Source organism: Streptococcus sp. BS35b (assembly GCF_000286475.1).
GTDB lineage: Bacteria > Bacillota > Bacilli > Lactobacillales > Streptococcaceae > Streptococcus > Streptococcus oralis_W.
Map to the genome: position 1 here is coordinate 86,809 of NZ_ALKH01000001.1, position 22,318 is coordinate 109,126.

Sequence of the window (22,318 nt, forward strand, 5' to 3'; positions counted from 1 at the left end):
GAGAGAAAAATGGGAAATTTTGATTTTCTTTTAAATAACGAAGAGTATGAATCTTTTTCAAAGCCTTGTATAGAAGCTGAGAATATGATCGCGACATCTACTGTAGCTACTGCTTTTATGGCACGCCGTGCTTTGGAGCAGGCTGTTCATTGGATATATAGTCACGATTCATATTTAGAAGCTCCCTATCGTGCTACCTTATCTTCTTTGGTATGGGATGATGATTTTAGAGAGATTGTGGATCCTGAGCTCCATAGGCAGATTGTTCTTTTAATTCGATGGGGAAATCATGCTGCACATGGTGGAGAAATTAAGGAACGAGAAGCGATTTTGGCTTTGCATCATTTGTATCAGTTTGTCAATTTTATTGATTATTGCTACAGTAACGAGTTCGTGGAGCGTTATTTCGACGAGCAATTATTGCCACTTTCAGCAAACATCAAGTTTCGAGAAACGCCACAATCTATGGCGAAATTACAAAACAGTTTGTCAGATCTTCCTGATTTCGATGAACAGATGGCTAGTCAGTCATTGGCTGTTCAAGAGACTTATACTGAAAAACGTGAAACAGCAGCTCTACGGCAAGATGTATCTTTCCATATCGATCAACTATCTGAATCAGAGACAAGAAAACTCTTTATAGATATCGATCTCCGTTTAGCAGGTTGGACATTTGAGGAAAACTGTTGTGTTGAGGTAGCCGTTCATGGTTTGAAGCATGGTACAGGAACTGGATACTGTGACTATGTCCTTTATGGCAAAAATGGGAAAGTTCTAGCAATTGTTGAAGCTAAAAAGGCATCTGTAAATCCAGAAGTAGGGGAGGTGCAGGTCAAGGAATATGCTGAAGTTCTTGAGAAACAAATCGGCTATCGGCCAATTTGCTTTATTACCAATGGTTTAAAGCACTACATACTTGATGGTGTTAATCGTCGCCAGATTGCAGGGTTCTACTCTCAAGAAGAGTTGCAACTGTTGATGGACAGACGTCACTTGCAAAAACCACTCGAGGATATTTCTAGCAAAATTAGGGACGACATTTCTGGACGTTATTATCAGAAACATGCGATTACAAGTGTCTGTGAAGCATTCTCCAATAATCGGAGACAGGCACTCTTGGTCATGGCAACTGGGTCTGGGAAAACCCGTACAGCGGTTTCCCTAGTTGATATCCTTTCGCGTCATAACTGGGTAAAAAATGTTCTTTTTTTAGCTGATAGAACTTCCCTAGTTAAGCAAGCTTATGATTCGTTTAGGAAATTACTTCCAGATCTTTCGGTTTGTAATTTCTTAGAAGATAAAGATAGTGCTCGATCTAGTCGTATGGTTTTTTCAACCTATCCGACTATGATAGGAGCGATCAGTGATCAAGAAGAAGTAAATCAACGCCCCTTCACTGTTGGGCACTTTGATCTCATCATAATTGACGAGTCTCACCGTTCTATTTATCAGAAATACAAATCAATTTTTGATTATTTTGATGCAAGGATTGTAGGATTAACTGCCACTCCGCGTCAAGATTTGGATAAAAATACCTATAGTTTCTTTAACTTGGAGAATGGTGTTCCAACATACGCATACGATTTGGAAGAGGCTGTAAAAGATGGTTATTTAGTAGCTTATCATTCGATTGAAACTAAGTTAAAACTACCAACGGATGGTCTACATTACGATGATTTATCCCAAGACGAAAAAGAATATTTTGATAGCCAATTTGAAGATGGTAGTTCTGAGAAAGATATTGATCCTGAGGATTTTAATACCTCTATTTTCAATAGAAAAACAGTCAAAATTGTTCTAGATGAACTAATGACAAGAGGAATTCAGACAGCTTCAGGTGACGAAATTGGTAAAACCATTATCTTTGCTAAAAACCATCGACACGCTGAATATATCAGAGATATTTTTAACGAACGCTATCCTGAAAAAGGAAGCGATTATGCTCAAGTGATTGATTATAGCATTAAGCATTATCAAACCTTAATTGATGATTTTAAAATTAAGGAGAAATACCCTCAAATTGCAATTTCTGTTGATATGTTGGATACAGGTATTGATGTACCAGAGGTTGTTAATTTAATCTTTTTCAAGAAAGTGCGCTCTAAAACTAAGTTTTGGCAGATGATTGGTCGTGGAACCCGTCTTTGTAAAGATTTATTCGGACCTGAGCAGGATAAGGAAAATTTCTTGGTATTTGATTATGGTGATAATTTTGAATATTTCAAAGCTGATCCAAGAGAAGGAGATGGCCGTCACATTGTTTCTCTGACTCAACGTTTGTTTAACATCAAAGTGGACTTGATTCGAGAACTGCAGGGGCTTCATTATCAAGATAATCAGTTTGCTAGAGAATACCGTCAGCAACTCGTCTCAGAACTTCATGAACGTATGGTGAGCTTAAATGAGTTAGACTTTAGGGTTCGTATGGTCTTAGATACAGTTTATACTTACAGAAAGTTGGAAAATTGGCAAAATCTAACGACCGTCACAAGTGAAACAATCCAGAAAGATCTTTCTCCGATTCTATTTGAAGAAAATAAAGAAGACGAGATGGCGAGACGATTTGATTTATGGCTGTTTCAGATACAGTTAGGACAACTGTTGGCTAAGCCAGCAACTGTCCATATATCTCAAGTTATGAAAACAGCTAAAGCCCTTGCTAAGGTTGGCAATATACCACAAGTTTTTGCACAGGCTGAAATTATCAGGAAAGTACAAGAACCTGAATTTTGGGAAGAAGTTAGTTTGTCTGAACTTGAAAAAATCCGCCTTTCTCTAAGAGATTTATTGCAATTCTTAGATAAAACGAGCCGAAAAGTCTATTATGTCAATTTTGATGATCACATTCTTTCCACTGTCCATGATACTAAGCCATATTTACAAGTCAATGACCTGCGATCTTATAATGAAAAAGTTGAACATTATTTGAAAACTCATCTAGATGATGAAGCAATTTCTAAGTTATACCATAATGAAAAATTGACCTCTCAAGATTTACTTGCACTTGAAACATTGCTATGGGAAAAATTAGGTAGCAAGTCAGATTACCAACAACATTATGAAAATAAGGCAATTCCTAGATTGGTTCGTGAGATTATTGGTTTAGATAGAGAGGCTGCCAATCAAGTTTTTTCTAAATTTTTATCGGATGAGAGTCTCAATGCCAAGCAGATTTCCTTTGTGAAATTGATTGTAGATTACATTGTAGAAAATGGTTGCTTGGAGACTAAAGTTTTAACACAAGAGCCGTTTAAATCGTATGGTTCAGTTCAACTACTCTTTCAACACCAACTCCCTATACTTCGTAATATTGTCCAAACAATTGAACTCATTAATGATCGAGCTGGAGAAGCAGCGTAAATAATAAGAGGTTGTAAATGCAAACGCAAGATGAAATGAATGTTCTGGTACCAGAAAAATTAGTAGAAATTGAGCGTGATTACGATGTCAAAGTTTTGTGGGCTATTGAGTCTGGTAGTCGTGCTTGGGGATTTGAGTCTCCAGACAGTGACTTTGATGTACGGTTTATCTACAAACACAAGCGAGATTTTTATCTCCGTTTGAATGAACAGCGAGATGTTATCGAGCTACCAATTGACGATACTTGGGATGTGAGCGGCTGGGATTTAGACAAAACTTTAAAACTCCTTTATAAGTCAAATCCAACATTGTTTGAATGGTTACAGTCACCAATTGTTTATCAACAAACGGATTTTATCGAGCGCATACGTCCTCTTGCGAACCAGTATTTTTCAGAGAAAAAAATGCTTTACCATTACTTGAACACTGCTAGAACTCAAATGAATAAGTATCTTTCAGGAAACAAGGTTAAACCTAAAAAGTATTTCTATGCGCTGCGTCCCATTTGGGCTTGTCGTTGGATTGAAAAATACCATTCTATTCCGCCGATTTTATTTGATGATTTGGTCAAAGAATTATTACCGTCTCAAATGAAGGAGCATGTGTCAAGATTGCTTGATATCAAGGTAAAGGGACCTGAAGGTATGGAAATTGAGCCTATAAAGCCAATTCAAGATTATATTTTAGATAATATCCAAGAGCTCGATGTTTACATCCAAAACGTTACTGAGAAGAAAAAAGAGTGGGAAACCCTAAATCAATTTTTCCTTGAAGAATTAGGCCACGACTGAGGTTATTTATGGGTAAATGGACATGTAGATGCGGGCAAGCAATGAACGACCACCGAGCGCCCGATCCAAATGCTTATTCAGTTTATTCGGATGAGTTGTTTGAAGAAATCATAAATAAAGCTGACGACCATAATAAAATTTCTTATGATGATATTTCTGAAGCATCCTTTTATATGTGGAAGTGCCCTGAGTGTGGTAGTTTCATGGTTTTTGGCGAAGACGGGGATAGGGAACGCTTTACTTTTTATGAGCGCCAAGAAGCAGAACAGGTTGAGCCTCTCTTTGATCCGAATCAAGAGCTAAATCTCGTTGTTGTTGAGTTTCAGGAGGGAGGGAATGGCTATACTTATATCTGCGATGACCCAAATATCCATATTAGGCATGCTGTAGTTGTCCCAGTGGGGAAGGAAAATACTGAAAAAACTGCTCTAGTTGTACAGAAGTATCATGCTCTACCAAAGGATATCACTTTTCCTGTTGAAAAGTTAAAACGAGTCACCCGTAGGTATTCACATTTCGACCCACACACTTCAAAAATCGTTTGTAGAAATTTAATTAAGCTTGGAAGAATTCTTGATGCTTGCTCTAAAAATGCTAAACCTGTCACTCAGCAAACATATTATAGTATCAAAACTCCCTTAGGCTATTTCTGGTTAGAATTAAATGGAGTTCCGATTCCAATGAAAATCACACAGATTCAAGTCAGAGATAAAAAGTACCAAGTAGAAGGTGCGTTTTATATTAAGCCTTTAGAGATTAACTGTAGAAGATTCTATGAACTGGAATTATGTGCAGATTTTGATATTGATGCTTCTAGATGGATCGATGTTCTCTCGGATGAAAATGTTTGGGGCAATAGCTGGGAACTAAATGGTCTTCAATTTGGTATTACTGCAGGGGAATCTCCAGAATTTGAAGACGAAGTTGTTGCAAGAAAATATAGTCGTATCCCACTTTATTATGACTGGCACCCTGAATTTGAAGATTATTATGGCTTCAGTTTAGCTTGGAAAAAATATAAGTCTGATAGCGATTTATCAATAGATTTCTATACAACGTAAGATGCAGGAGAATAAGCATGAATCAAGCATGGGAATTATTGTTTGAGGGCAAAATTGAAGAGGCTAAAAAATTAGTTGAAGCTGATTTTTCTTTGGAAACTTGCACTAATTTTAGTTTATTAAATTTAATGGGTTATATCTATCTTGAAGAGCAAAAATACAACGAGTGCTTAAGTATCTATCAGCGTTACATTGACTTAGCACGAACTAAAAGTGATCCAGAAAATGAACATATAGGCTATCATCAGTTAGCCATGGTTTATCGTGAAATGAATGAATTTCAAACGGCCCTTTTCTATATCGAAAGAGAGCAAAAAGTCATTGAAGAAGCTTTTACAGAGGATACCCTCAAATCTTCTGTTAACAATTATGAGCAAGGTTATTTACGATTAAAGCTAGGGAAAGTAGCAGAAGCATTCATGTATATGGAACAGTCCTTAAAACAAGCTTTGCAAACAGATGATTTGATTGCCCAAGCTTGTGCCTATAGAGGTTTAGGAGAGATTGGTTCGATACAAAATCCTGAAGAATCACATGAAAATTTTTTACAAGCTATCGCTCTTTTTGAAAAGGCAGGCGATCAGATTGGTGCTCAAGAGGTTAGAAAATTGCTAAATAATAAAAAGTAGCCTGAAAAGGCTACTTTTTATTAAAACACGCGATATACATAAGGATTTTCTGGTTTGTCTACTTTTGTGAAACTCTCAACCTCTAGTGTTGGGAGTTTTTGTTTGAGTTCTTTATGGTAGTGGAGTGTCAGGGTTCCCCTAGCGGTAATCCAGGTATTGTCAGGATACTGGCGTGAGTTCCCCTTGGTCAAGAGTCCATATACACCAGAGTCTGCGATACAGTGGATAATCCCAAAGCGAAAGAGGAACTGGCTATCTGGATGGCTAGGATCGTTATAAACAAAGCCTGTAAACTCTATTCTCTTTCCTTCAAACTCTTGAGGATAGTCATAGAGAACTTCCATGACCTCCATATAGTTATCGTCTGTAATTTGAATGGTTGGCTGGGAGAGGTATTTGTCAGCTATAGTCCTCATTTCCTTTTCATAAGCAGATTTGGAAAAATAGGTGCTGGTATCGGGTTTGAGGTATTGACTGGATGTGCCTTCGCTTGCCTGAATGGCTGTGTTGATTCCCTCAGCAAGTGGGAAATGATATCCTTTTGCATTTACGGTTCTCGAGTCCAAACTTACTGTCGGAAAGGCAACCCCAATCAACAGAGGTAGTGACAGTAACAGGATGCTGATTCGTCTAGTTCGACGACTTTCCAAATGGCTGTGAGAGTTGATTTTCTTGATCCAGATGTAGAATTGAACCAGAGCCAACAGAAGAGAAAGGAGCATGGAGATATAGACTAGATAGGAATAGTGGAGGTTGATGTATTGGCTAAGCTTGCCAGATAGCTTGAGGTAAAGGGTCAGAGAAAAATAGCCCAGTAGAATGATAAATCGGATCATAGCATCACCCCTATCATGTAAGAATAAAGCAAGACAAGCACTGTCACGATGCCCATGAATTGCCAGATGAAGCGCGCTTTGAGATAGTGCTTCATCATGAGGAGATTTTTGATATCAAGCATGGGGCCAATGATGAGAAAAGCAAGGACTGGCGCTAGGCCGAAGCTCGAGAGGAGAGAAGCACCGATAAAGGCGTCCGCCTCGCTACAAAGAGAGAGGAGAAAGGCTAGAAACATGAGCAAGAGAATCGCAAGTATTGGACTTGCGCTGATAGAGGTCAGGATCCGAGTTGGGACATAGACCTGCACAATGGCCGCAAAGAGACAGCCAAAGACCAAGTAACGGCCCATATCGAAAAACTCATCAATAGCTTGTATAAAGACCTGAAAGACCTTTCTAGCAGGATTCAAGTGTGAAAAGTCATGCTCATGACAAGCGATAGGATTCTCTTTTTGAATGGGTTCCTTCCAGAAAAATCCTAGGAAAATCCCAAGCACCAAAGCAATCACAATAGCTCCCAGAGCTCGCAATAAGGCAAATTTTATTGAATTGCCAAAGGCAGAATATGTAGCGAAAAGAACGATAGGATTGATGATGGGAGCAGTCACCAGAAAAGGAACCGCTGTGTAGCTGGGTACTTTCTTTTCCAGAAAACGATTGATAATCGGAACGATTCCACACTCGCAGGATGGAAAGAGAAAGCCAATGAAGGTACCAAAAAAGATCCTTCCCCAACGATTGCGAGGAAGAAACTCATAAACTTTATCAGGTGTGATATAGACCTCAATCAATCCCGAAATAAGACTTCCAATCAAGACAAAAGGAAGGGCTTCAATCATGATGGAGAGAAAAATAGCCCCTGCTTGTAAGATGCTAGGAGGAAGAGATTGGAAAACAGTCATCTATTTTTTCTTCTCAACTTTTTCTTTTTTGTTTTTGTCATCTGGGAAAGTGACTTGTGTTAAGTCAGGAAGTTTGGCGAATTCTTCAAACATCTTGTCCAAGTCATCCGTTTTTGTAAATTTAACAGCCATGGGCCTACCTCTTTTCTACATTCTACCTCTATTATACTATTATTTTGTGGAAATGGGATTATTTTGATAATCAAAGATGCAAAAACAGGTAAGGCAAAACAAGAGCAGTTCCTTATGGTATAATAGGTATATGGACAAAAAATATGAAAAAATCTCCCAAGATTTGGGAGTAACCTTAAAGCAAATTGATACCGTTCTTAGTTTGACGGCTGAAGGAGCGACAATTCCCTTCATCGCGCGTTATCGAAAGGACATGACTGGTAGTCTGGATGAGGTGGCGATTAAGGCCATTATCGACTTGGATAAAAGTCTGACAAATCTTAATGACCGCAAGGAAGCTGTCTTGGCTAAGATTCAAGAACAAGGCAAGCTAACCAAGGAATTGGAAGCAGCTATTTTGGCAGCTGAAAAATTAGCAGACGTTGAAGAACTCTATCTTCCTTATAAGGAAAAGCGTCGGACCAAGGCAACCATTGCTCGTGAAGCTGGACTCTTTCCTCTTGCTCGCTTGATCTTGCAAAACGTAGATGGATTAGAGAAAGAAGCTGAGAAGTTTGTCTGTGAAGGATTTGCGACTGGTCAAGAAGCCTTGGCTGGTGCAGTTGATATCTTGGTCGAAGCCTTATCTGAAGATGTGACCTTGCGCTCACTGACCTATCAGGAAGTGTTGAGACACTCTAAAATCACTTCGCAAATCAAGGATGAAAATCTCGATGAAAAACAAGTTTTTCAGATATATTACGATTTTTCAGAGACAGTTGGCAATATGCAGGGCTATCGTACCTTGGCTCTCAATCGTGGGGAGAAACTAGGCGTCTTAAAAGTCGGTTTTGAGCACGCGACAGATCGTATTCTAGCTTTCTTTGCTGCCCGTTTCAAGGTGAAAAATGCCTATATAGATGAAGTTGTTCAACAGTCAGTTAAGAAAAAGGTCTTGCCTGCTATCGAACGACGCATTCGGACAGAATTGACTGAGAAAGCAGAAGAAGGAGCTATCCAACTCTTTTCTGACAACCTGCGCAATCTCCTCTTGGTTGCTCCGCTGAAAGGGCGCGTGGTTCTAGGATTTGACCCCGCCTTTCGTACAGGCGCCAAGCTAGCTGTCGTTGATGCGACGGGTAAAATGCTGACGACCCAAGTCATTTATCCAGTAAAACCAGCATCAGCTCGTCAGATTGAAGAAGCCAAGAAAGATTTGTCGGACTTGATTGGTCAATACGGTGTGGAAATTATTGCTATCGGAAATGGGACGGCCAGTCGGGAAAGTGAAGCCTTTGTGGCGGAAGTTCTGAAAGATTTTCCAGAAGTCAGCTATGTTATCGTCAATGAAAGTGGCGCTTCGGTCTACTCTGCCAGTGAACTTGCTCGTCAGGAATTTCCAGAATTAACCATTGAAAAACGCTCTGCTATTTCAATCGCCCGTCGTTTGCAAGATCCGCTTGCTGAATTGGTTAAAATTGATCCCAAGTCAATCGGTGTCGGCCAGTACCAGCATGATGTCAGTCAGAAGAAACTGTCTGAAAGTCTGGACTTTGTAGTTGATACGGTGGTTAACCAGGTTGGCGTCAATGTCAATACAGCCAGCCCTGCTCTATTATCTCATGTAGCTGGACTTAATAAAACTATCTCTGAAAATATTGTCAAATACCGTGAGGAAGAAGGAAAAATCACTTCACGTGCCCAAATCAAGAAAGTTCCTCGCCTAGGTGCCAAAGCCTTTGAGCAAGCTGCTGGTTTCCTCCGTATCCCTGAAAGTAGCAATATCCTCGACAATACAGGAGTTCACCCAGAAAACTACGCTGCCGTTAAGGAGCTTTTCAAACGCTTGGATATCAAAGATTTGAATGAAGAAGCGCAAAACAAGCTTAAGTCCCTTTCAGTTAAGGAAATGGCGCAAGAACTAGATCTTGGCCCAGAAACCCTTAAAGATATCATTGCCGACCTTCTCAAACCAGGTCGAGACTTCCGTGATTCCTTTGATACTCCTGTACTCCGTCAAGATGTACTGGATATCAGGGACTTAAAAGTCGGCCAGAAGCTGGAAGGTGTGGTGCGTAATGTCGTTGACTTCGGTGCTTTCGTTGATATCGGAATTCACGAGGATGGTCTCATTCATATTTCTCATATGAGTCGCAAATTTATCAAACACCCCAGCCAAGTTGTATCCGTCGGAGATTTGGTAACGGTTTGGGTTAAGAAAATCGATACTGAACGTGAAAAAGTCAATCTGTCGCTCCTCGCTCCAGATGAATCTAACTGACTACGTTCAGTCTGTTTCACTCGAAGATTTTGGTAGACCTTTCACGCACCAAGCCCAGTGGAATTCTCGTCTGCGAACGACAGGTGGGCGATTTTTCCCCAAGGATGGGCATTTGGATTTTAATCCCAAGGTTTATAATGAACTAGGTTTGGAAGTCTTTCGTAAAATCGTGCGCCATGAACTATGTCACTATCACCTTTATTTTCAGAAAAAGGGGTATCTCCATAAGGACCGAGATTTCAAGGAACTTTTGAAAGAAGTGGATGGACTACGCTATGTACCACCCTTGAAAACACAATCTCAAAGTGCCTACCTAGTCTATCAGTGCCAATCTTGCCAGCAAAGTTATCAGCGTAAGAGAAGAATTGATACCAAACGCTATCGCTGTGGGGTTTGTCGAGGTAAACTCGTCATCATAAATCGGCCTAAGGACTGATGTTGATCGTTCTGATTCATGCTATACTACTTGTAAGAATACCGAAAGAGGAAATAATCATGAATACAAAATTTTATAAAATGAGACGAAATCGTATGGTGTCAGGAGTTTTAGCTGGGCTATCAGACAAGTGGAATTTTGATGTAACCCTAGTCCGCTTTCTCTTCGCCATTTTTACCGTAGCAAATTTTGGGATTGGTGTGATAATATACATCATTCTTGCCTCTATCCTGCCAACTAAGGAAGAAATCGAAGCCGAAATGTATGGAACAGGACCACGCAAACGTAAGGAAGCCCAAGCCATTGAAGACAATGATGGCTGGTTTTGGTGAGTCAGATTTGAAAATAGTTTATAGATACTTTTCTTATTTCTCAAAGAAGTCGGAAAAAGAAGTGAACCTTAACCCTTGCATCCGCAAGGGTTTTCTTCTTGTATTTCATTTGTGGTAAAATATTGATAGCGAAATTGCTTGATATTCTGCAATCTTACAAAAATGTAAGATTAAAGTCTCTTTTGTAAGGTTAGGTTATGGCAGGTCGCCTTTTTTTGAGATAAACTAGACTCATAAAGAACAAAGGAGCAAAACCATGAAAAGAATCTTACAAAAGAAAACAAGAAAACCAAGTCAAAAAGATATCGAGCGTGTTCAACTGGGATGCGCTATGATGCAAGCACAGTTTCAAATGATGGGATATTAAGAAGGAGAAAATCATGACACTTTTAGATGTAAAACACGTTCAAAAAATCTACAAAACACGTTTCCAAGGCAACCAAGTAGAAGCTCTCAAAGACATTCACTTTACCGTAGAAAAGGGTGACTATGTTGCCATCATGGGAGAGTCTGGTTCTGGGAAATCAACCCTGCTCAACATCCTAGCTATGCTGGATAAACCAACTCGAGGTCAGGTTTACTTAAACGGAACAGACACAGCCACTATTAAAAATTCACAGGCTTCGAGTTTCCGTCGTGAGAAGTTGGGATTTGTCTTCCAAGACTTTAACTTGCTAGATACCCTGTCTGTTAAGGACAATATCTTGCTTCCGTTAGTTCTATCACGAAAACCTATTACGGAGATGATGAAGAAATTGGTAGTGACAGCTGAAAATTTGGGCATCAACCAATTGCAAGAGAAGTACCCTTACGAGATCTCAGGTGGTCAAAAGCAGCGGGTAGCAGTAGCACGCGCCATCATCACTGAACCTGAAATTCTCCTTGCGGATGAGCCAACAGGAGCTCTTGACTCCAAGTCATCTGCAGCTCTTCTAGATGTTTTTGATGAAATCAATGAACGCGGTCAAACCATTCTCATGGTAACTCACTCAACGGCGGCAGCCAGCAGGGCCAAACGCGTTCTCTTTATCAAAGACGGCATTCTTTACAACCAAATCTACCGTGGAGACAAGACAGAGCGTCAGATGTTCCAAGAAATCTCTGATACTTTGACTGTTATGGCAAGCGAGGTGAATTAGTATGTTCCGATTAACCAATAAGTTAGCGGTATCTAACTTGATTAAAAACCGCAAACTCTACTATCCCTTTGCCTTAGCTGTTCTCTTAGCAGTGACCATCACCTATCTCTTTTATTCATTGTCACTTAATCCTAACATTGGCAAGATCCGAGGGGGAGAAACTATCTCTATGACCCTGGCTCTCGGTATGGTGGTTGTTACCATCGCTTCTGGAATTATTGTCCTTTATGCCAATAGTTTTGTCATGAAGAACCGCTCCAAGGAGCTGGGTGTATATGGTATGCTGGGTCTTGAAAAGCGCCATTTGATCAGTATGGTTTTTAAGGAGCTTCTTATTTTTGGTTCCTTAACCTTGACAGCTGGTCTCGGCCTAGGAGCTCTCTTTGATAAGCTAATCTTTGCCCTTCTTCTGAAGCTGATGAAGATGAAAGTGGAACTCGTTTCGACTTTCCAACCAATTGTCTTTATCCTAGTTCTCATCGTCTTTGGAGCTATCTTCCTAGGTCTAATTTTTATCAATGCCTTTCGCATCGCACGCATGAATGCCCTTCAGCTCTCTCGTGAAAAAGCCAGTGGTGAGAAAAAAGGACGTTTCTTAGGCCTTCAAACCATTCTAGGTCTAATCAGTTTGGGAGCTGGTTATTACCTAGCAGTTACAGTTGAAAATCCACTTTCTGCTGTTCTGATTTTCTTCGTAGCAGTTTTGTTAGTAATTTTGGGAACTTATCTTCTCTTCAATGCAGGAATCACAGTTTTCCTACAAATCTTGAAGAAAAACAAGCGTTATTATTACCAACCTAACAACATGATTTCTGTATCCAATCTCATTTTTCGTATGAAGAAAAATGCGGTTGGTCTGGCGACGATTGCTATTCTTTCAACCATGGTCTTGGTGACAATGTCTGCTGCAACGAGTATCTTTAAAGGCTCTGAAACTTTCAAGAAAGTCATGAATCCACATGATTTTGGAATTACAGGACAGAATATTGAAAAAGAAGACATAAATAAACTCCTAGACCAGTATGCTAGTGATAAGGGATTGACTGTTACAAAGAAAGAAGTTCTTACATACAGTAGCTTTGGTGTAGCAAATCAAGAAGGTACGAAATTAACAATCTTTGACAAAGGTCAAAACCGTGTTCAACCGAAAACTGTTTTTATGGTCTTTGACCAAAAAGACTATGAGAATATGACGGGGCAAAAACTCGCACTTTCAGGAAAGGAAGTTGGATTGTTTACTAAAAACAAAGAACTTCAAGGACAGAAAGAACTGACTCTAAATAACCAGACCTACACGATCAAAGAAGAAATCAAAAAAGATTTTATTCTTGAACATGTCCCAAATCAGTACAATATTCTAACTTCGGACTATAACTATCTGGTTGTTCCTGACTTGAAAGCCTTTCTTGACCAGCATCCTAATTCTTCCATCTTTAATCAATACTACGGTGGTATGAATGTAACGGCTAGTGAGGAAGAGCAACTCAAACTTGCAGATGACTATTCAAAATTCCTTGATGATTTTAATAGAGAATTAAGCAAAGAGGGAAGCTATGTTTACGGAAGCAATCTGGCTGATAGCAGTGCGCAGATGAGTGCTCTCTTTGGTGGAGTCTTCTTCATCGGTATCTTCCTCTCTATCATCTTTATGGTGGGAACAGTTCTTGTTATCTACTACAAACAAATCTCTGAAGGCTATGAAGATCGCGAACGCTTTATCATTTTGCAAAAGGTCGGTCTCGATCAAAAGCAAATCAAGCAAACCATTAACAAACAGGTCCTTACTGTTTTCTTCCTCCCTTTGCTCTTTGCCTTCCTACACCTTGCCTTTGCCTATCATATGCTTAGCCTCATCCTAAAAGTCATTGGGGTGCTAGATGCGACCATGATGTTGACTGTCACTCTGTCTATCTGTGCTATCTTCCTCATTGTCTACGTCTTAATCTTTATGATTACCTCAAGAAGCTATCGCAAGATTGTGCAAATGTAAAAAAGATACCTCGATATTTATCGAGGTATTTCTTTATCTTAAATGCTAAAGAGTTGTCCAAACAGGTAAGTTACTGCCATGGTAAGAAGTCCGATACAGAGGTTACGGATCATAGCTGTTTTCGTAGGAGCCTTACCTAGTTTAGCACTGGTATAGCCAGTGACGAGAAGGGAAAGGGCCACGATAAAAACAGTAGCAGGAATGCGATAGTCACTTGGAAAGACGGTGATTGAAAGCATAGGAGGAAGACTTCCCAGTACAAAGGCGATGAAGCTAGATATGGCAGCATGCCAAGGATTGGTAAACTCTTCGTACTCGATACCGTATTTTTCCTCGACCAAGGCTTTGAGTGGATTTTTTAAAAAGGCCTTGTTGGTCAAGAGTTGGGCGGACGTTTCACACTCACCATTTTGAAGGTAAGCAGCATAGAGGGATTGTTTTGCAGATTCGATGTCCTTATCCAAAAGCAACTGTTCTCTAGCAACAGCGGCTTCTTCCGTGTCTTTTTGAGTGGATACAGAGACATATTCGCCACCGGCCATAGAGAAAGCACCAGCGAGGATAGCCGCCAAACCTGATAAAAAGATAATCCAGATATTGCTCGTCGCACTGGCAACACCGATAACGACTCCAGCGATGGAAATAATCCCATCATTGGCACCCAGAACACCTGCGCGTAGGATATTGAGTCGGCCTGCAAAGTTTGCATCAATTTCATGTTTTATTTCTGTCATAGTCATCTCCTTTCTCTCCATTATAGAGAAAAGGGTAGGGGAATACAAACTTTTTAAACTATCTGAAAAAAGTTCTACGATTCTAATTTTTAGGCCCTTTGAAGTTTCTCCGAAAAAGTAGTGCTATCCTGCTGTACTGGAACTTTTTAAACTTATCTATGGTATAATAGAAGATAGATTTATCAATTGGAGAATGAAGGATTTTATGATTAAACTTGTAGCAACGGATATGGACGGAACCTTTCTTGACGGAAAGGGACGGTTTGATATGGAACGCCTCAAAAACGTACTTGTTTCCTACGAGGAAAAGGGGATTTATTTTGCAGTGGCTTCAGGTCGTGGTATTCTGTCCCTGAAAAAGTTGTTTGCGGATGTGCGTGACGAAGTGATTTTTATAGCTGAAAATGGGAGCTATGTTGAGTTTCATGGTGAGGATACGTATGAGGCTACTATGTCTCGGGATTTTTACTTGAGCACTTTTGAAGCTTTGAAGAAATCGCCTTATTTTGATGAAAGAAAGATGCTCTTGACTGGGAAAAAAGCTTGTTATGTTTTGGACACAGTGGATGAGACCTATCTGATGTTCAGTCGTCACTACAATGAAAACATTCAAAAAGTAGCACGTTTGGAAGATATCACGGATGAGATTTTTAAATTCACCACCAACTTTACAGAAGAAACGATAGAAGTTGGTGAGGCCTGGGTCAACGAAAATGTTCCTGGTGTGAAAGCCATGACAACTGGTTTTGAATCCATCGATATTGTCTTGGACTACGTTGATAAGGGTGTGGCTGTTGTTGAGTTATCCAAAAAACTTGGTCTAACCATGGATCAGGTTATGGCGTTTGGCGATAATCTCAATGACCTTCATATGATGCAGGTTGTTGGGCACCCAATCGCTCCTGAAAATGCGCGACCAGAGATTTTAGAATTAGCAGAAGCAGTGATTGGCCACCATAAGGACCAGTCAGTGATGTCTTATATGGAGGGTTTGTAATGGCAGATATTAAATTGATTGCATTGGACTTGGATGGCACCTTGCTGACAACGGATAAAAAGCTGACAGATCGTACCAAGGAGGTCCTCAAAGCTGCGCGTGATCGTGGCATTAAGGTCGTACTGACAACGGGTCGTCCTCTAAAGGCTATGGATTTCTTTCTCCATGAGCTGGGTACTGATGGTCAGGAGGACGAGTACACCATCACCTTTAATGGTGGTCTGGTACAGAAAAATACTGGAGAGATTCTCGATAAAACCGTCTTTTCAATCGACGATGTAGCACGATTGTACGAGGAAACTGAAAAACTGGGATTACCGTTAGATGCTATTTCAGAAGGAACAGTCTATCAAATCCAGTCTGACCAAGAAAGTCTCTATGCCAAGTTCAACCCAGCCTTGACTTTCGTACCTGTCGCTTTTGAGGATCTATCTAGTCAGATGACGTATAATAAATGTGTGACTGCCTTTGCCCAAGAACCTTTGGATGCAGCGATTCAACAGATTTCTCCAGAATTGTTTAACCAGTATGAAATCTTCAAATCGCGTGAACTCTTATTGGAATGGTCGCCGAAAAATGTCCACAAGGCAACAGGTTTAGCGAAATTAATTAAACACTTGGGAATCGATCAAAGTCAGGTCATGGCTTGTGGGGACGAGGCCAATGATCTTTCCATGATTGAATGGGCAGGTCTGGGAGTTGCTATGCAAAATGCAGTTCCAGCAGTTAAGGCAGTTGCAAATGTGATTACCCCGATGACCAACGACGAGGAAGCCGTTGCTTGGGCTATCGAAGAATACGTGCTAAAGGAGAAGTAGAATATGGGATTGTTTGACCGTCTATTCGGAAAAAAAGAAGAGCCGAAAATCGAAGATGTTGTAAAAGAAGCACTGGAAAATCTTGATTTGTCAGAAGAGGTTGAAGAAAACCAAACGGCAGTCGAAGAAACTGCTCAGGAAGAGACAGCAAGAGACAAAGTGGAAGAAACACCTGCTCAAGAAGAAATTCCTCAGGTCTTGACAGAAGAAGTTATTGAACCAGAAGCAGTCGAAGAAGCTGCTCAGGAAGAGCTTGAGCTAGAATCTGATGAATTGGAACAATTCCAAGAGCCAGAAGAAATTCTTGAAGAAGAGAACCAAGAAACAGAAGAAGAGCAGGCTTCTGAAGTAGTAGAAGAATATCCTCAAGTTGAAGAAACCGTTCAGGAAAAATATGACCGCAGTCTCAAGAAAACTCGTACGGGATTCGGTGCTCGTTTGAATGCTTTCTTTGCCAACTTTCGTTCTGTCGATGAAGAATTCTTCGAGGAATTGGAAGAACTGCTCATCATGAGCGACGTCGGTGTGCAAGTCGCTTCAAACTTAACAGAAGAACTACGCTATGAAGCAAAATTAGAAAACGCTAAGAAGCCTGAGGCACTCCGCCGTGTCATTATCGAGAAATTGGTTGAACTCTATGAGAAGGATGGCAACTACGATGAACAAATCCATTTCCAAGATGGTTTGACAGTCATGCTCTTTGTTGGTGTTAATGGTGTTGGGAAAACAACTTCTATCGGGAAATTGGCTCATCGCTACAAACAAGCTGGAAAGAAAGTCATGTTGGTTGCGGCAGATACCTTCCGTGCTGGAGCCGTTGCCCAGCTAGCTGAATGGGGTCGACGTGTGGATGTTCCTGTTGTGACGGGACCTGAAAAGGCTGATCCAGCAAGTGTGGTCTTTGATGGGATGGAACGTGCTGTAGCCGAAGGGATTGATATTCTCATGATTGATACAGCAGGCCGTTTGCAAAACAAGGACAACCTTATGGCCGAGTTGGAAAAGATTGGCCGTATTATCAAACGTGTCGTTCCTGAAGCACCTCATGAAACCTTCCTGGCCCTTGATGCGTCAACTGGACAGAATGCCTTGGTACAAGCTAAGGAATTTTCGAAGATAACACCATTGACTGGAATTGTTTTGACAAAAATTGATGGAACTGCACGAGGTGGTGTCGTTCTGGCAATTCGTGAAGAACTTAATATCCCTGTAAAATTGATTGGTTTCGGTGAAAAAATCGATGATATCGGGGAATTTAACTCAGAAAACTTTATGAAGGGTCTCTTAGAAGGCTTGATTTAATACAAAATAAATATCCTGCAAGTCAATCTTGCAGGATATTTTTGCTATTCTAAACGTCCATCTTCACGATAGGCGATATCTGGTTGCCAGGTCCATTTGGCTCCATACTTCTCAAGTAAGTCAAAGCTAGCTTGTGGTCCCATGCTTCCAGCTTTATAGTCATGAAGTGGGACACCATTTTCAGCCCAGAGTTCTTCAATACGGTCAATCAATTTCCAAGAAGCACTTACCTCATCCCAGTGGCTAAAATTGGTTGAGTTGTTGTTCAAGACATCGTAGATTAATTTCTCGTATGGATCTGGTGAGGCTCCAGTAGCAGTAGCGTCTGTACGGTAATCCAGAGAACTTGGTGCTAGGTTAAATTCTTCACCGACTTGCTTCCCATTGAGGCTGAGAGAGAATCCTTCAGTTGGTTGGATATAGATGGTCAAGATATTTGGCGCCAAAGGCTCACCGAAGATAGAGTCCATTTGCTTAAAGACGATATTGACGTGAGTTCCTTTTTCCGTCAGACGTTTCCCTGTACGGAAGAAAAAGGGAACACCACGGAAGCGATCGCTGTCTACAAAGAAGGCACCAGATGCAAAGGTTTCTGTTGTAGATTCAGGATCGACATTTGGCTCGCTACGATAGGAAATGTATTTCATGCCATCGATTTTACCAGAGCGATACTGACCACGAATAAACTGTTCTTTCAATTCTTCCTCAGTTGGATGATAGAGGTTTTTAAAGACCTTTATCTTTTCAGCACGAATCTCATCCTTTGTAAAGCTAGCTGGTTTGTCCATGGCTAGAAGAGAGAGAAGTTGGAGAGTATGGTTTTGCACCATATCACGAAGAGCACCAGATTGATCATAGTAGCCACCACGTTCTTCTACACCCAAGCGCTCTGCAAAGGTAATTTGAACATTATCGATGTGTTCGCGATTCCAAACATTCTCAAAGATCATATTGGCAAAACGAACAGCAAAGATACTCTGAATCATCTCTTTACCTAGGTAATGGTCAATTCGGTAGATTTGCTCCTCATCAAAGGCCGCAAGGAGATCTTCATTGAGCTTGCTCGCTGTTTCGTAGTCTGTACCAAATGGTTTCTCAACGATCAAGCGCTCAAAACCTTTGCCATCAACAATGTTTTCAGATTTGAGGTGCTTGGCAATGGTTCCAAAGAACTGAGGCGCCATAGACAAGAAGAAGAGCTTATTGTGTTCAGCTTGGTATTTTTCGTTAAGCTCAGCTTGTAATTGACGCAAAGCAATGTAATGTTCCGTATCATTCACATCATGGCTTTGATAGTAGAAGTGGCTAGCAAATTCCTGGGCTTGCTCGGTACTATCTGCCAAATCAAGGATGGACTCAACAACTACAGATTCAAAATATTCCTTACTCCAAGGTCTACGAGCTGTTCCGATAACAGCAAAATACTCAGAGAGATTGCCTGATTTATAGAGTCTGAAAAGGGAAGGGTAGAGTTTGCGTTTAGCTAAATCTCCACTCGCACCGAAAATTGTAACAATAACCTTTGATGACATCTAGCTACCTAATTTCTATATTTTTTCCTAGTTGGACTAGGGATGAGATTTCCTCATTATCATAGTTTTTATTTTATCATAATTTTCAAAAAAAACAAAAAATCCAATACGCAATTAAAAAACTGTAAGGAGAACCTTACAGTTTTGTTTTATACATTTAAGACCTTGTCCAAGAACTCTTTTAGACGAGGGTGTTGTGGGTTGTCAAATATTTGATCTGGAGTTCCATCTTCCAGGAACTCACCATCAGCCGTAAAGATAACGCGATTGGCCACCTGACGAGCAAATCCCATCTCGTGGGTTACGATGATCATGGTCATGCCTTGCTCTGCTAATTCCTTCATAACGTTTAGTACATCTCCAACCATCTCAGGGTCAAGAGCAGAAGTTGGTTCATCAAAGAGCATGATATCCGGATTCATGGCAAGTCCACGAGCGATGGCTACACGCTGTTTCTGACCACCTGAAAGACTATCTGGATTGGCATTAGCTTTATCTGCTAGTCCAACCTTTTCAAGCAACTCCATCCCCAATTTCTCAGCTTCTTCTTTGGTCATTCGTTTGTGTTCAATAGGTGCAAAAGTGATATTTTCTAGAACGGACATGTGAGGGAAGAGGTTGAAGTGTTGGAAAACCATTCCCACGTTTTCACGAACATGGTCGACATTGGTTGATTTTTCAGTCAAATCATAACCATTCACAGTGATGTGGCCACTCGTTACCTCCTCGAGAAGGTTAAGGCTACGGAGGAAAGTGGATTTACCAGAACCGGAAGGACCGATGATACAGACAACATCACCTTCATAGAATTTAGTCGTAATGCCTTTTAAAACTTCGTTTTTTCCATAATACTTATGCAAATCATTTACATCAATTTTTAGTTTTGCCATTAACGAATCCTCTTTTCTAAGCGTTTCGCTAGTCTAGTCAAAAGTGTGATAATTACAAGATAGAAGATAGCAAGGATTGCATACATCTTGAAACTTTGGTAGTTACGGGCGATGATGATCTTACCAGTTTGGAAAAGTTCCACCAAACCGATAGCAGACACGATGGTTGTATCTTTAAGAGCGATAACGAATTGGTTGACGAAGTTTGGCAACATCAATTTAGTCGCTTGTGGCAAGATAATCTTACGCATGGTTTTTCCATAAGAAATACCAAGACTGCGGCTGGCTTCCATTTGACCAACTGGAACGGCTTGAATCCCACCACGAACAATTTCAGCGATATAAGCAGCAGCATTGAGTGAGAGGGCTATAGTACCAGCTACAAAGTCGTTAATTGGACTTTGATGGCCTGTAATGGACTCGATGAAGTTTGGAATACCCCAGAAGATGAAGGCTGCAAGAATCATCAAGGGAATACCTCGAATAACGTCAACGAAAATCTCAGAGATCAGACGAAGAGATTTGTATGGGCTAACGCTAAACATACCAAAGATAATACCGATGACAATGGCAATTGCAAATGAAATAAGCGCTAGAGCAAGAGTGATTCCAAGTCCACTAAGAAGTTGTTTGTAGTTGTTTTGAAGCAAGCCCCAGATAGTTGTTTCGTCAACCGTACTTGTAGAGTCAGTTGAAGTTTCGCTAGCTAGATACTTGTCAAGAATCTTTTGGAATTCTCCGTTAGCTTTGAGGTTGGCAAGTCCATTATTGAACATCTGGATCAATTCTGGATTTGTTCCTTTTTTAACCGCAAAGGCTGTTTCACCGATTGGAGTTCCAGCGATTGGCGTTTTCAATTTTTGCCCTTGGCTGATAGAATATTTGAGAACTGGCTCATCATCCATCACGGCATCAATAGATCCAGTATTCAGACTGTCATACATAGAAGCGCCATCTGCGAAAGTTTTAATCTTATAGCCGTATTTGCTTTGATTTTCAGTAAGGAACGTTTGAGAAGCAGTTCCGTTTTTAACACCGACAGTTTTATCCTTGAGGTCTTCATAAGAAGCAATTGTGCTTGATTCTTTCACACCGAGAATCGTATTTGCTGTGTAGTATGATTCTGAGAAGTCGAAGGTTTCCTTACGAGCATCTGTTACAGACATACCAGCAATGATACCATCTGCTTGTCCAGCTTGAACAGCACTAATGGCTGCATCAAATCCTGGATTGGTAATCTCAATTTCAAAACCTTGATCTTTGGCAATGGCCTTGATAAGATCCATATCAATACCGGTGTATTGATTGCTTGAATTTTGAAAGACGAATGGGGCGAAAGATGAGTCGCTGGCAATAATATACTTGCTTTTCACAGGAGTAGCTTTTTGTCCAGCAGCAGTAGTTATTGTTGGGCTTGCCGTAGTTTTAGAAGCCGTCCACTTTTGGATGATTTGCTCCAAGCTACCATCCTTCTTCATTTGTGCTAGGGCTTCGTTAAACTCGGTAACCAAGTGTTCATACTTGCTCCCTTTCTTGACACCAAAAGCAAAGCTTCCAACAGCCTCGCCATCCATATTGATGCTGAGATCTTGTCCTTGGTTAATCGCATACTCAATAACAGGTTTATCATCCATGATGGCGTTCACAGCACCAGCACTTAGACTGTTATTCATCAAATCACCTGTATCAAAGGTTTTGATAGAGAAACCGTATTTATCTTTGATACTTTCGAGGAAACGTTGAGCGGCAGTTCCGTTCTTAACTCCAACTGTTTTCCCGCTAAGTTCCTCATATTTGGTGATTTTATTTGCCTTTGTGGTAGCAATGACAACTTTTGTATCATAATAGGTATCAGACATGGTAAAGACATTTTCGCGTTCTTTTGTTTTTGTCATACCTGCCATAATAGCATCTGCTTGACCTGACTGCACTGCATTTACAGCTGCGTCAAAGCCGGGATAAGACATTTGGATGTTCCATCCTTTGATTTCTGCGACTTTATTGATAATATCAACATCAATCCCTTTATAGGTTTGATCTGAATCTTTAAACTCAAAAGGTGCGTAAGCTGTATCAGACACAATCTTAACAGTATCAGCTTTTGCCATACCTAGTGAGAAAATGGGAAATAAAATGAGCAAACATGCTAGTATTTTTTTCTTCATTTTTAGTCTCCT

General features: G+C 40.5%; 19 protein-coding genes. 12 read left to right on the forward strand and 7 right to left on the reverse strand.

What is annotated here, in order from left to right; translation table 11 throughout:
- Positions 1 to 9: 9 nt before the first annotated feature.
- Genes HMPREF1149_RS02675 through HMPREF1149_RS02690 form a run of 4 tightly spaced genes read left to right on the forward strand, consistent with a single transcriptional unit; the run spans position 10 to position 5,841 of the window.
- A complete protein-coding gene (locus HMPREF1149_RS02675) occupies positions 10 to 3,360 on the forward strand; it encodes a DEAD/DEAH box helicase family protein (protein WP_000526247.1) in 3,351 nt (1,116 codons plus the stop codon).
- A 17-nt stretch (positions 3,361 to 3,377) separates the two neighbouring features.
- Positions 3,378 to 4,151, forward strand: a complete 774-nt coding sequence (locus HMPREF1149_RS02680) for a nucleotidyltransferase domain-containing protein (RefSeq protein ID WP_001194439.1) — start codon at positions 3,378 to 3,380, stop codon at positions 4,149 to 4,151.
- An 8-nt stretch (positions 4,152 to 4,159) separates the two neighbouring features.
- Complete coding sequence (locus HMPREF1149_RS02685; protein WP_000521320.1) at positions 4,160 to 5,212, forward strand: hypothetical protein; 1,053 nt, start codon at positions 4,160 to 4,162, stop codon at positions 5,210 to 5,212.
- A gap of 17 nt (positions 5,213 to 5,229) precedes the next feature.
- Positions 5,230 to 5,841 (forward strand): tetratricopeptide repeat protein, encoded by a 612-nt coding sequence (locus HMPREF1149_RS02690; protein ID WP_001070707.1) that lies wholly within the window; start codon positions 5,230 to 5,232, stop codon positions 5,839 to 5,841.
- 20 nt (positions 5,842 to 5,861) lie between these two features.
- Here HMPREF1149_RS02690 and HMPREF1149_RS02695 read toward each other — a convergent pair whose 3' ends face one another.
- The 3 genes from HMPREF1149_RS02695 to HMPREF1149_RS11615 are packed head-to-tail and all read right to left on the reverse strand — an operon-like array spanning position 5,862 to position 7,711.
- Positions 5,862 to 6,677 (reverse strand): TIGR03943 family putative permease subunit, encoded by an 816-nt coding sequence (locus tag HMPREF1149_RS02695; RefSeq protein ID WP_000617758.1) that lies wholly within the window; start codon positions 6,675 to 6,677, stop codon positions 5,862 to 5,864.
- Entirely contained in the window at positions 6,674 to 7,579 is a 906-nt protein-coding gene (locus HMPREF1149_RS02700; protein WP_000215682.1) for a permease, read from the reverse strand. Before HMPREF1149_RS02700 ends, HMPREF1149_RS02695 begins: the two co-directional genes overlap by 4 nt.
- Complete coding sequence (locus HMPREF1149_RS11615; RefSeq protein WP_000268697.1) at positions 7,580 to 7,711, reverse strand: SPJ_0845 family protein; 132 nt, start codon at positions 7,709 to 7,711, stop codon at positions 7,580 to 7,582.
- Positions 7,712 to 7,841: 130 nt separating this feature from the next.
- Between HMPREF1149_RS11615 and HMPREF1149_RS02710 the strand changes: the two genes are divergently transcribed.
- From HMPREF1149_RS02710 to HMPREF1149_RS02725, 5 genes are all read left to right on the forward strand, one after another.
- Positions 7,842 to 9,971, forward strand: a complete 2,130-nt coding sequence (locus HMPREF1149_RS02710) for a Tex family protein (RefSeq protein ID WP_000359110.1) — start codon at positions 7,842 to 7,844, stop codon at positions 9,969 to 9,971.
- Positions 9,958 to 10,407 carry a SprT family protein gene (locus tag HMPREF1149_RS0101870; RefSeq protein WP_001054510.1) on the forward strand — a complete coding sequence of 150 codons (450 nt, stop codon included), beginning with the start codon at positions 9,958 to 9,960 and terminating at the stop codon, positions 10,405 to 10,407. Before HMPREF1149_RS02710 ends, HMPREF1149_RS0101870 begins: the two co-directional genes overlap by 14 nt.
- A 59-nt stretch (positions 10,408 to 10,466) precedes the next feature.
- Positions 10,467 to 10,739 carry a PspC domain-containing protein gene (locus HMPREF1149_RS02715; protein WP_001092797.1) on the forward strand — a complete coding sequence of 91 codons (273 nt, stop codon included), beginning with the start codon at positions 10,467 to 10,469 and terminating at the stop codon, positions 10,737 to 10,739.
- 380 nt (positions 10,740 to 11,119) lie between these two features.
- Entirely contained in the window at positions 11,120 to 11,878 is a 759-nt protein-coding gene (locus tag HMPREF1149_RS02720) for an ABC transporter ATP-binding protein (RefSeq protein ID WP_000173369.1), read from the forward strand.
- Between the two features lies 1 nt (position 11,879).
- Positions 11,880 to 13,868 (forward strand): FtsX-like permease family protein, encoded by a 1,989-nt coding sequence (locus HMPREF1149_RS02725; RefSeq protein WP_000489340.1) that lies wholly within the window; start codon positions 11,880 to 11,882, stop codon positions 13,866 to 13,868.
- A gap of 38 nt (positions 13,869 to 13,906) precedes the next feature.
- On the opposite strand, the gene HMPREF1149_RS02730 is transcribed toward HMPREF1149_RS02725, so the two are convergent.
- The gene (locus HMPREF1149_RS02730) at positions 13,907 to 14,602 is read right to left on the reverse strand and encodes a VIT1/CCC1 transporter family protein (protein ID WP_000136036.1); all 696 of its coding nucleotides are present in this window, start codon (positions 14,600 to 14,602) and stop codon (positions 13,907 to 13,909) included.
- Between the two features lie 205 nt (positions 14,603 to 14,807).
- On the opposite strand from HMPREF1149_RS02730, the gene HMPREF1149_RS02735 reads away from it, so the two are divergent.
- Genes HMPREF1149_RS02735 through ftsY form a run of 3 tightly spaced genes read left to right on the forward strand, consistent with a single transcriptional unit; the run spans position 14,808 to position 17,719 of the window.
- Positions 14,808 to 15,599, forward strand: a complete 792-nt coding sequence (locus HMPREF1149_RS02735; RefSeq protein WP_009066845.1) for a Cof-type HAD-IIB family hydrolase — start codon at positions 14,808 to 14,810, stop codon at positions 15,597 to 15,599.
- Positions 15,599 to 16,417, forward strand: coding sequence for a Cof-type HAD-IIB family hydrolase (locus HMPREF1149_RS02740; protein WP_000763425.1), 819 nt, complete (start codon positions 15,599 to 15,601; stop codon positions 16,415 to 16,417). Before HMPREF1149_RS02735 ends, HMPREF1149_RS02740 begins: the two co-directional genes overlap by 1 nt.
- Positions 16,418 to 16,420: 3 nt before the next feature.
- Positions 16,421 to 17,719, forward strand: coding sequence for a signal recognition particle-docking protein FtsY (gene ftsY, locus HMPREF1149_RS02745; RefSeq protein WP_000522291.1), 1,299 nt, complete (start codon positions 16,421 to 16,423; stop codon positions 17,717 to 17,719).
- A 44-nt stretch (positions 17,720 to 17,763) separates the two neighbouring features.
- Here ftsY and zwf read toward each other — a convergent pair whose 3' ends face one another.
- The 3 genes from zwf to HMPREF1149_RS02760 all read right to left on the reverse strand — a co-directional run bounded on the left by zwf (position 17,764) and on the right by HMPREF1149_RS02760 (position 22,306).
- Positions 17,764 to 19,251 (reverse strand): glucose-6-phosphate dehydrogenase, encoded by a 1,488-nt coding sequence (zwf, locus tag HMPREF1149_RS02750; RefSeq protein WP_000096123.1) that lies wholly within the window; start codon positions 19,249 to 19,251, stop codon positions 17,764 to 17,766.
- Positions 19,252 to 19,400: 149 nt separating this feature from the next.
- A complete protein-coding gene (locus tag HMPREF1149_RS02755) occupies positions 19,401 to 20,141 on the reverse strand; it encodes an amino acid ABC transporter ATP-binding protein (RefSeq protein WP_001096337.1) in 741 nt (246 codons plus the stop codon).
- Positions 20,141 to 22,306, reverse strand: coding sequence for an ABC transporter substrate-binding protein/permease (locus HMPREF1149_RS02760; protein ID WP_000726958.1), 2,166 nt, complete (start codon positions 22,304 to 22,306; stop codon positions 20,141 to 20,143). Before HMPREF1149_RS02760 ends, HMPREF1149_RS02755 begins: the two co-directional genes overlap by 1 nt.
- Positions 22,307 to 22,318 lie beyond the last annotated feature (12 nt).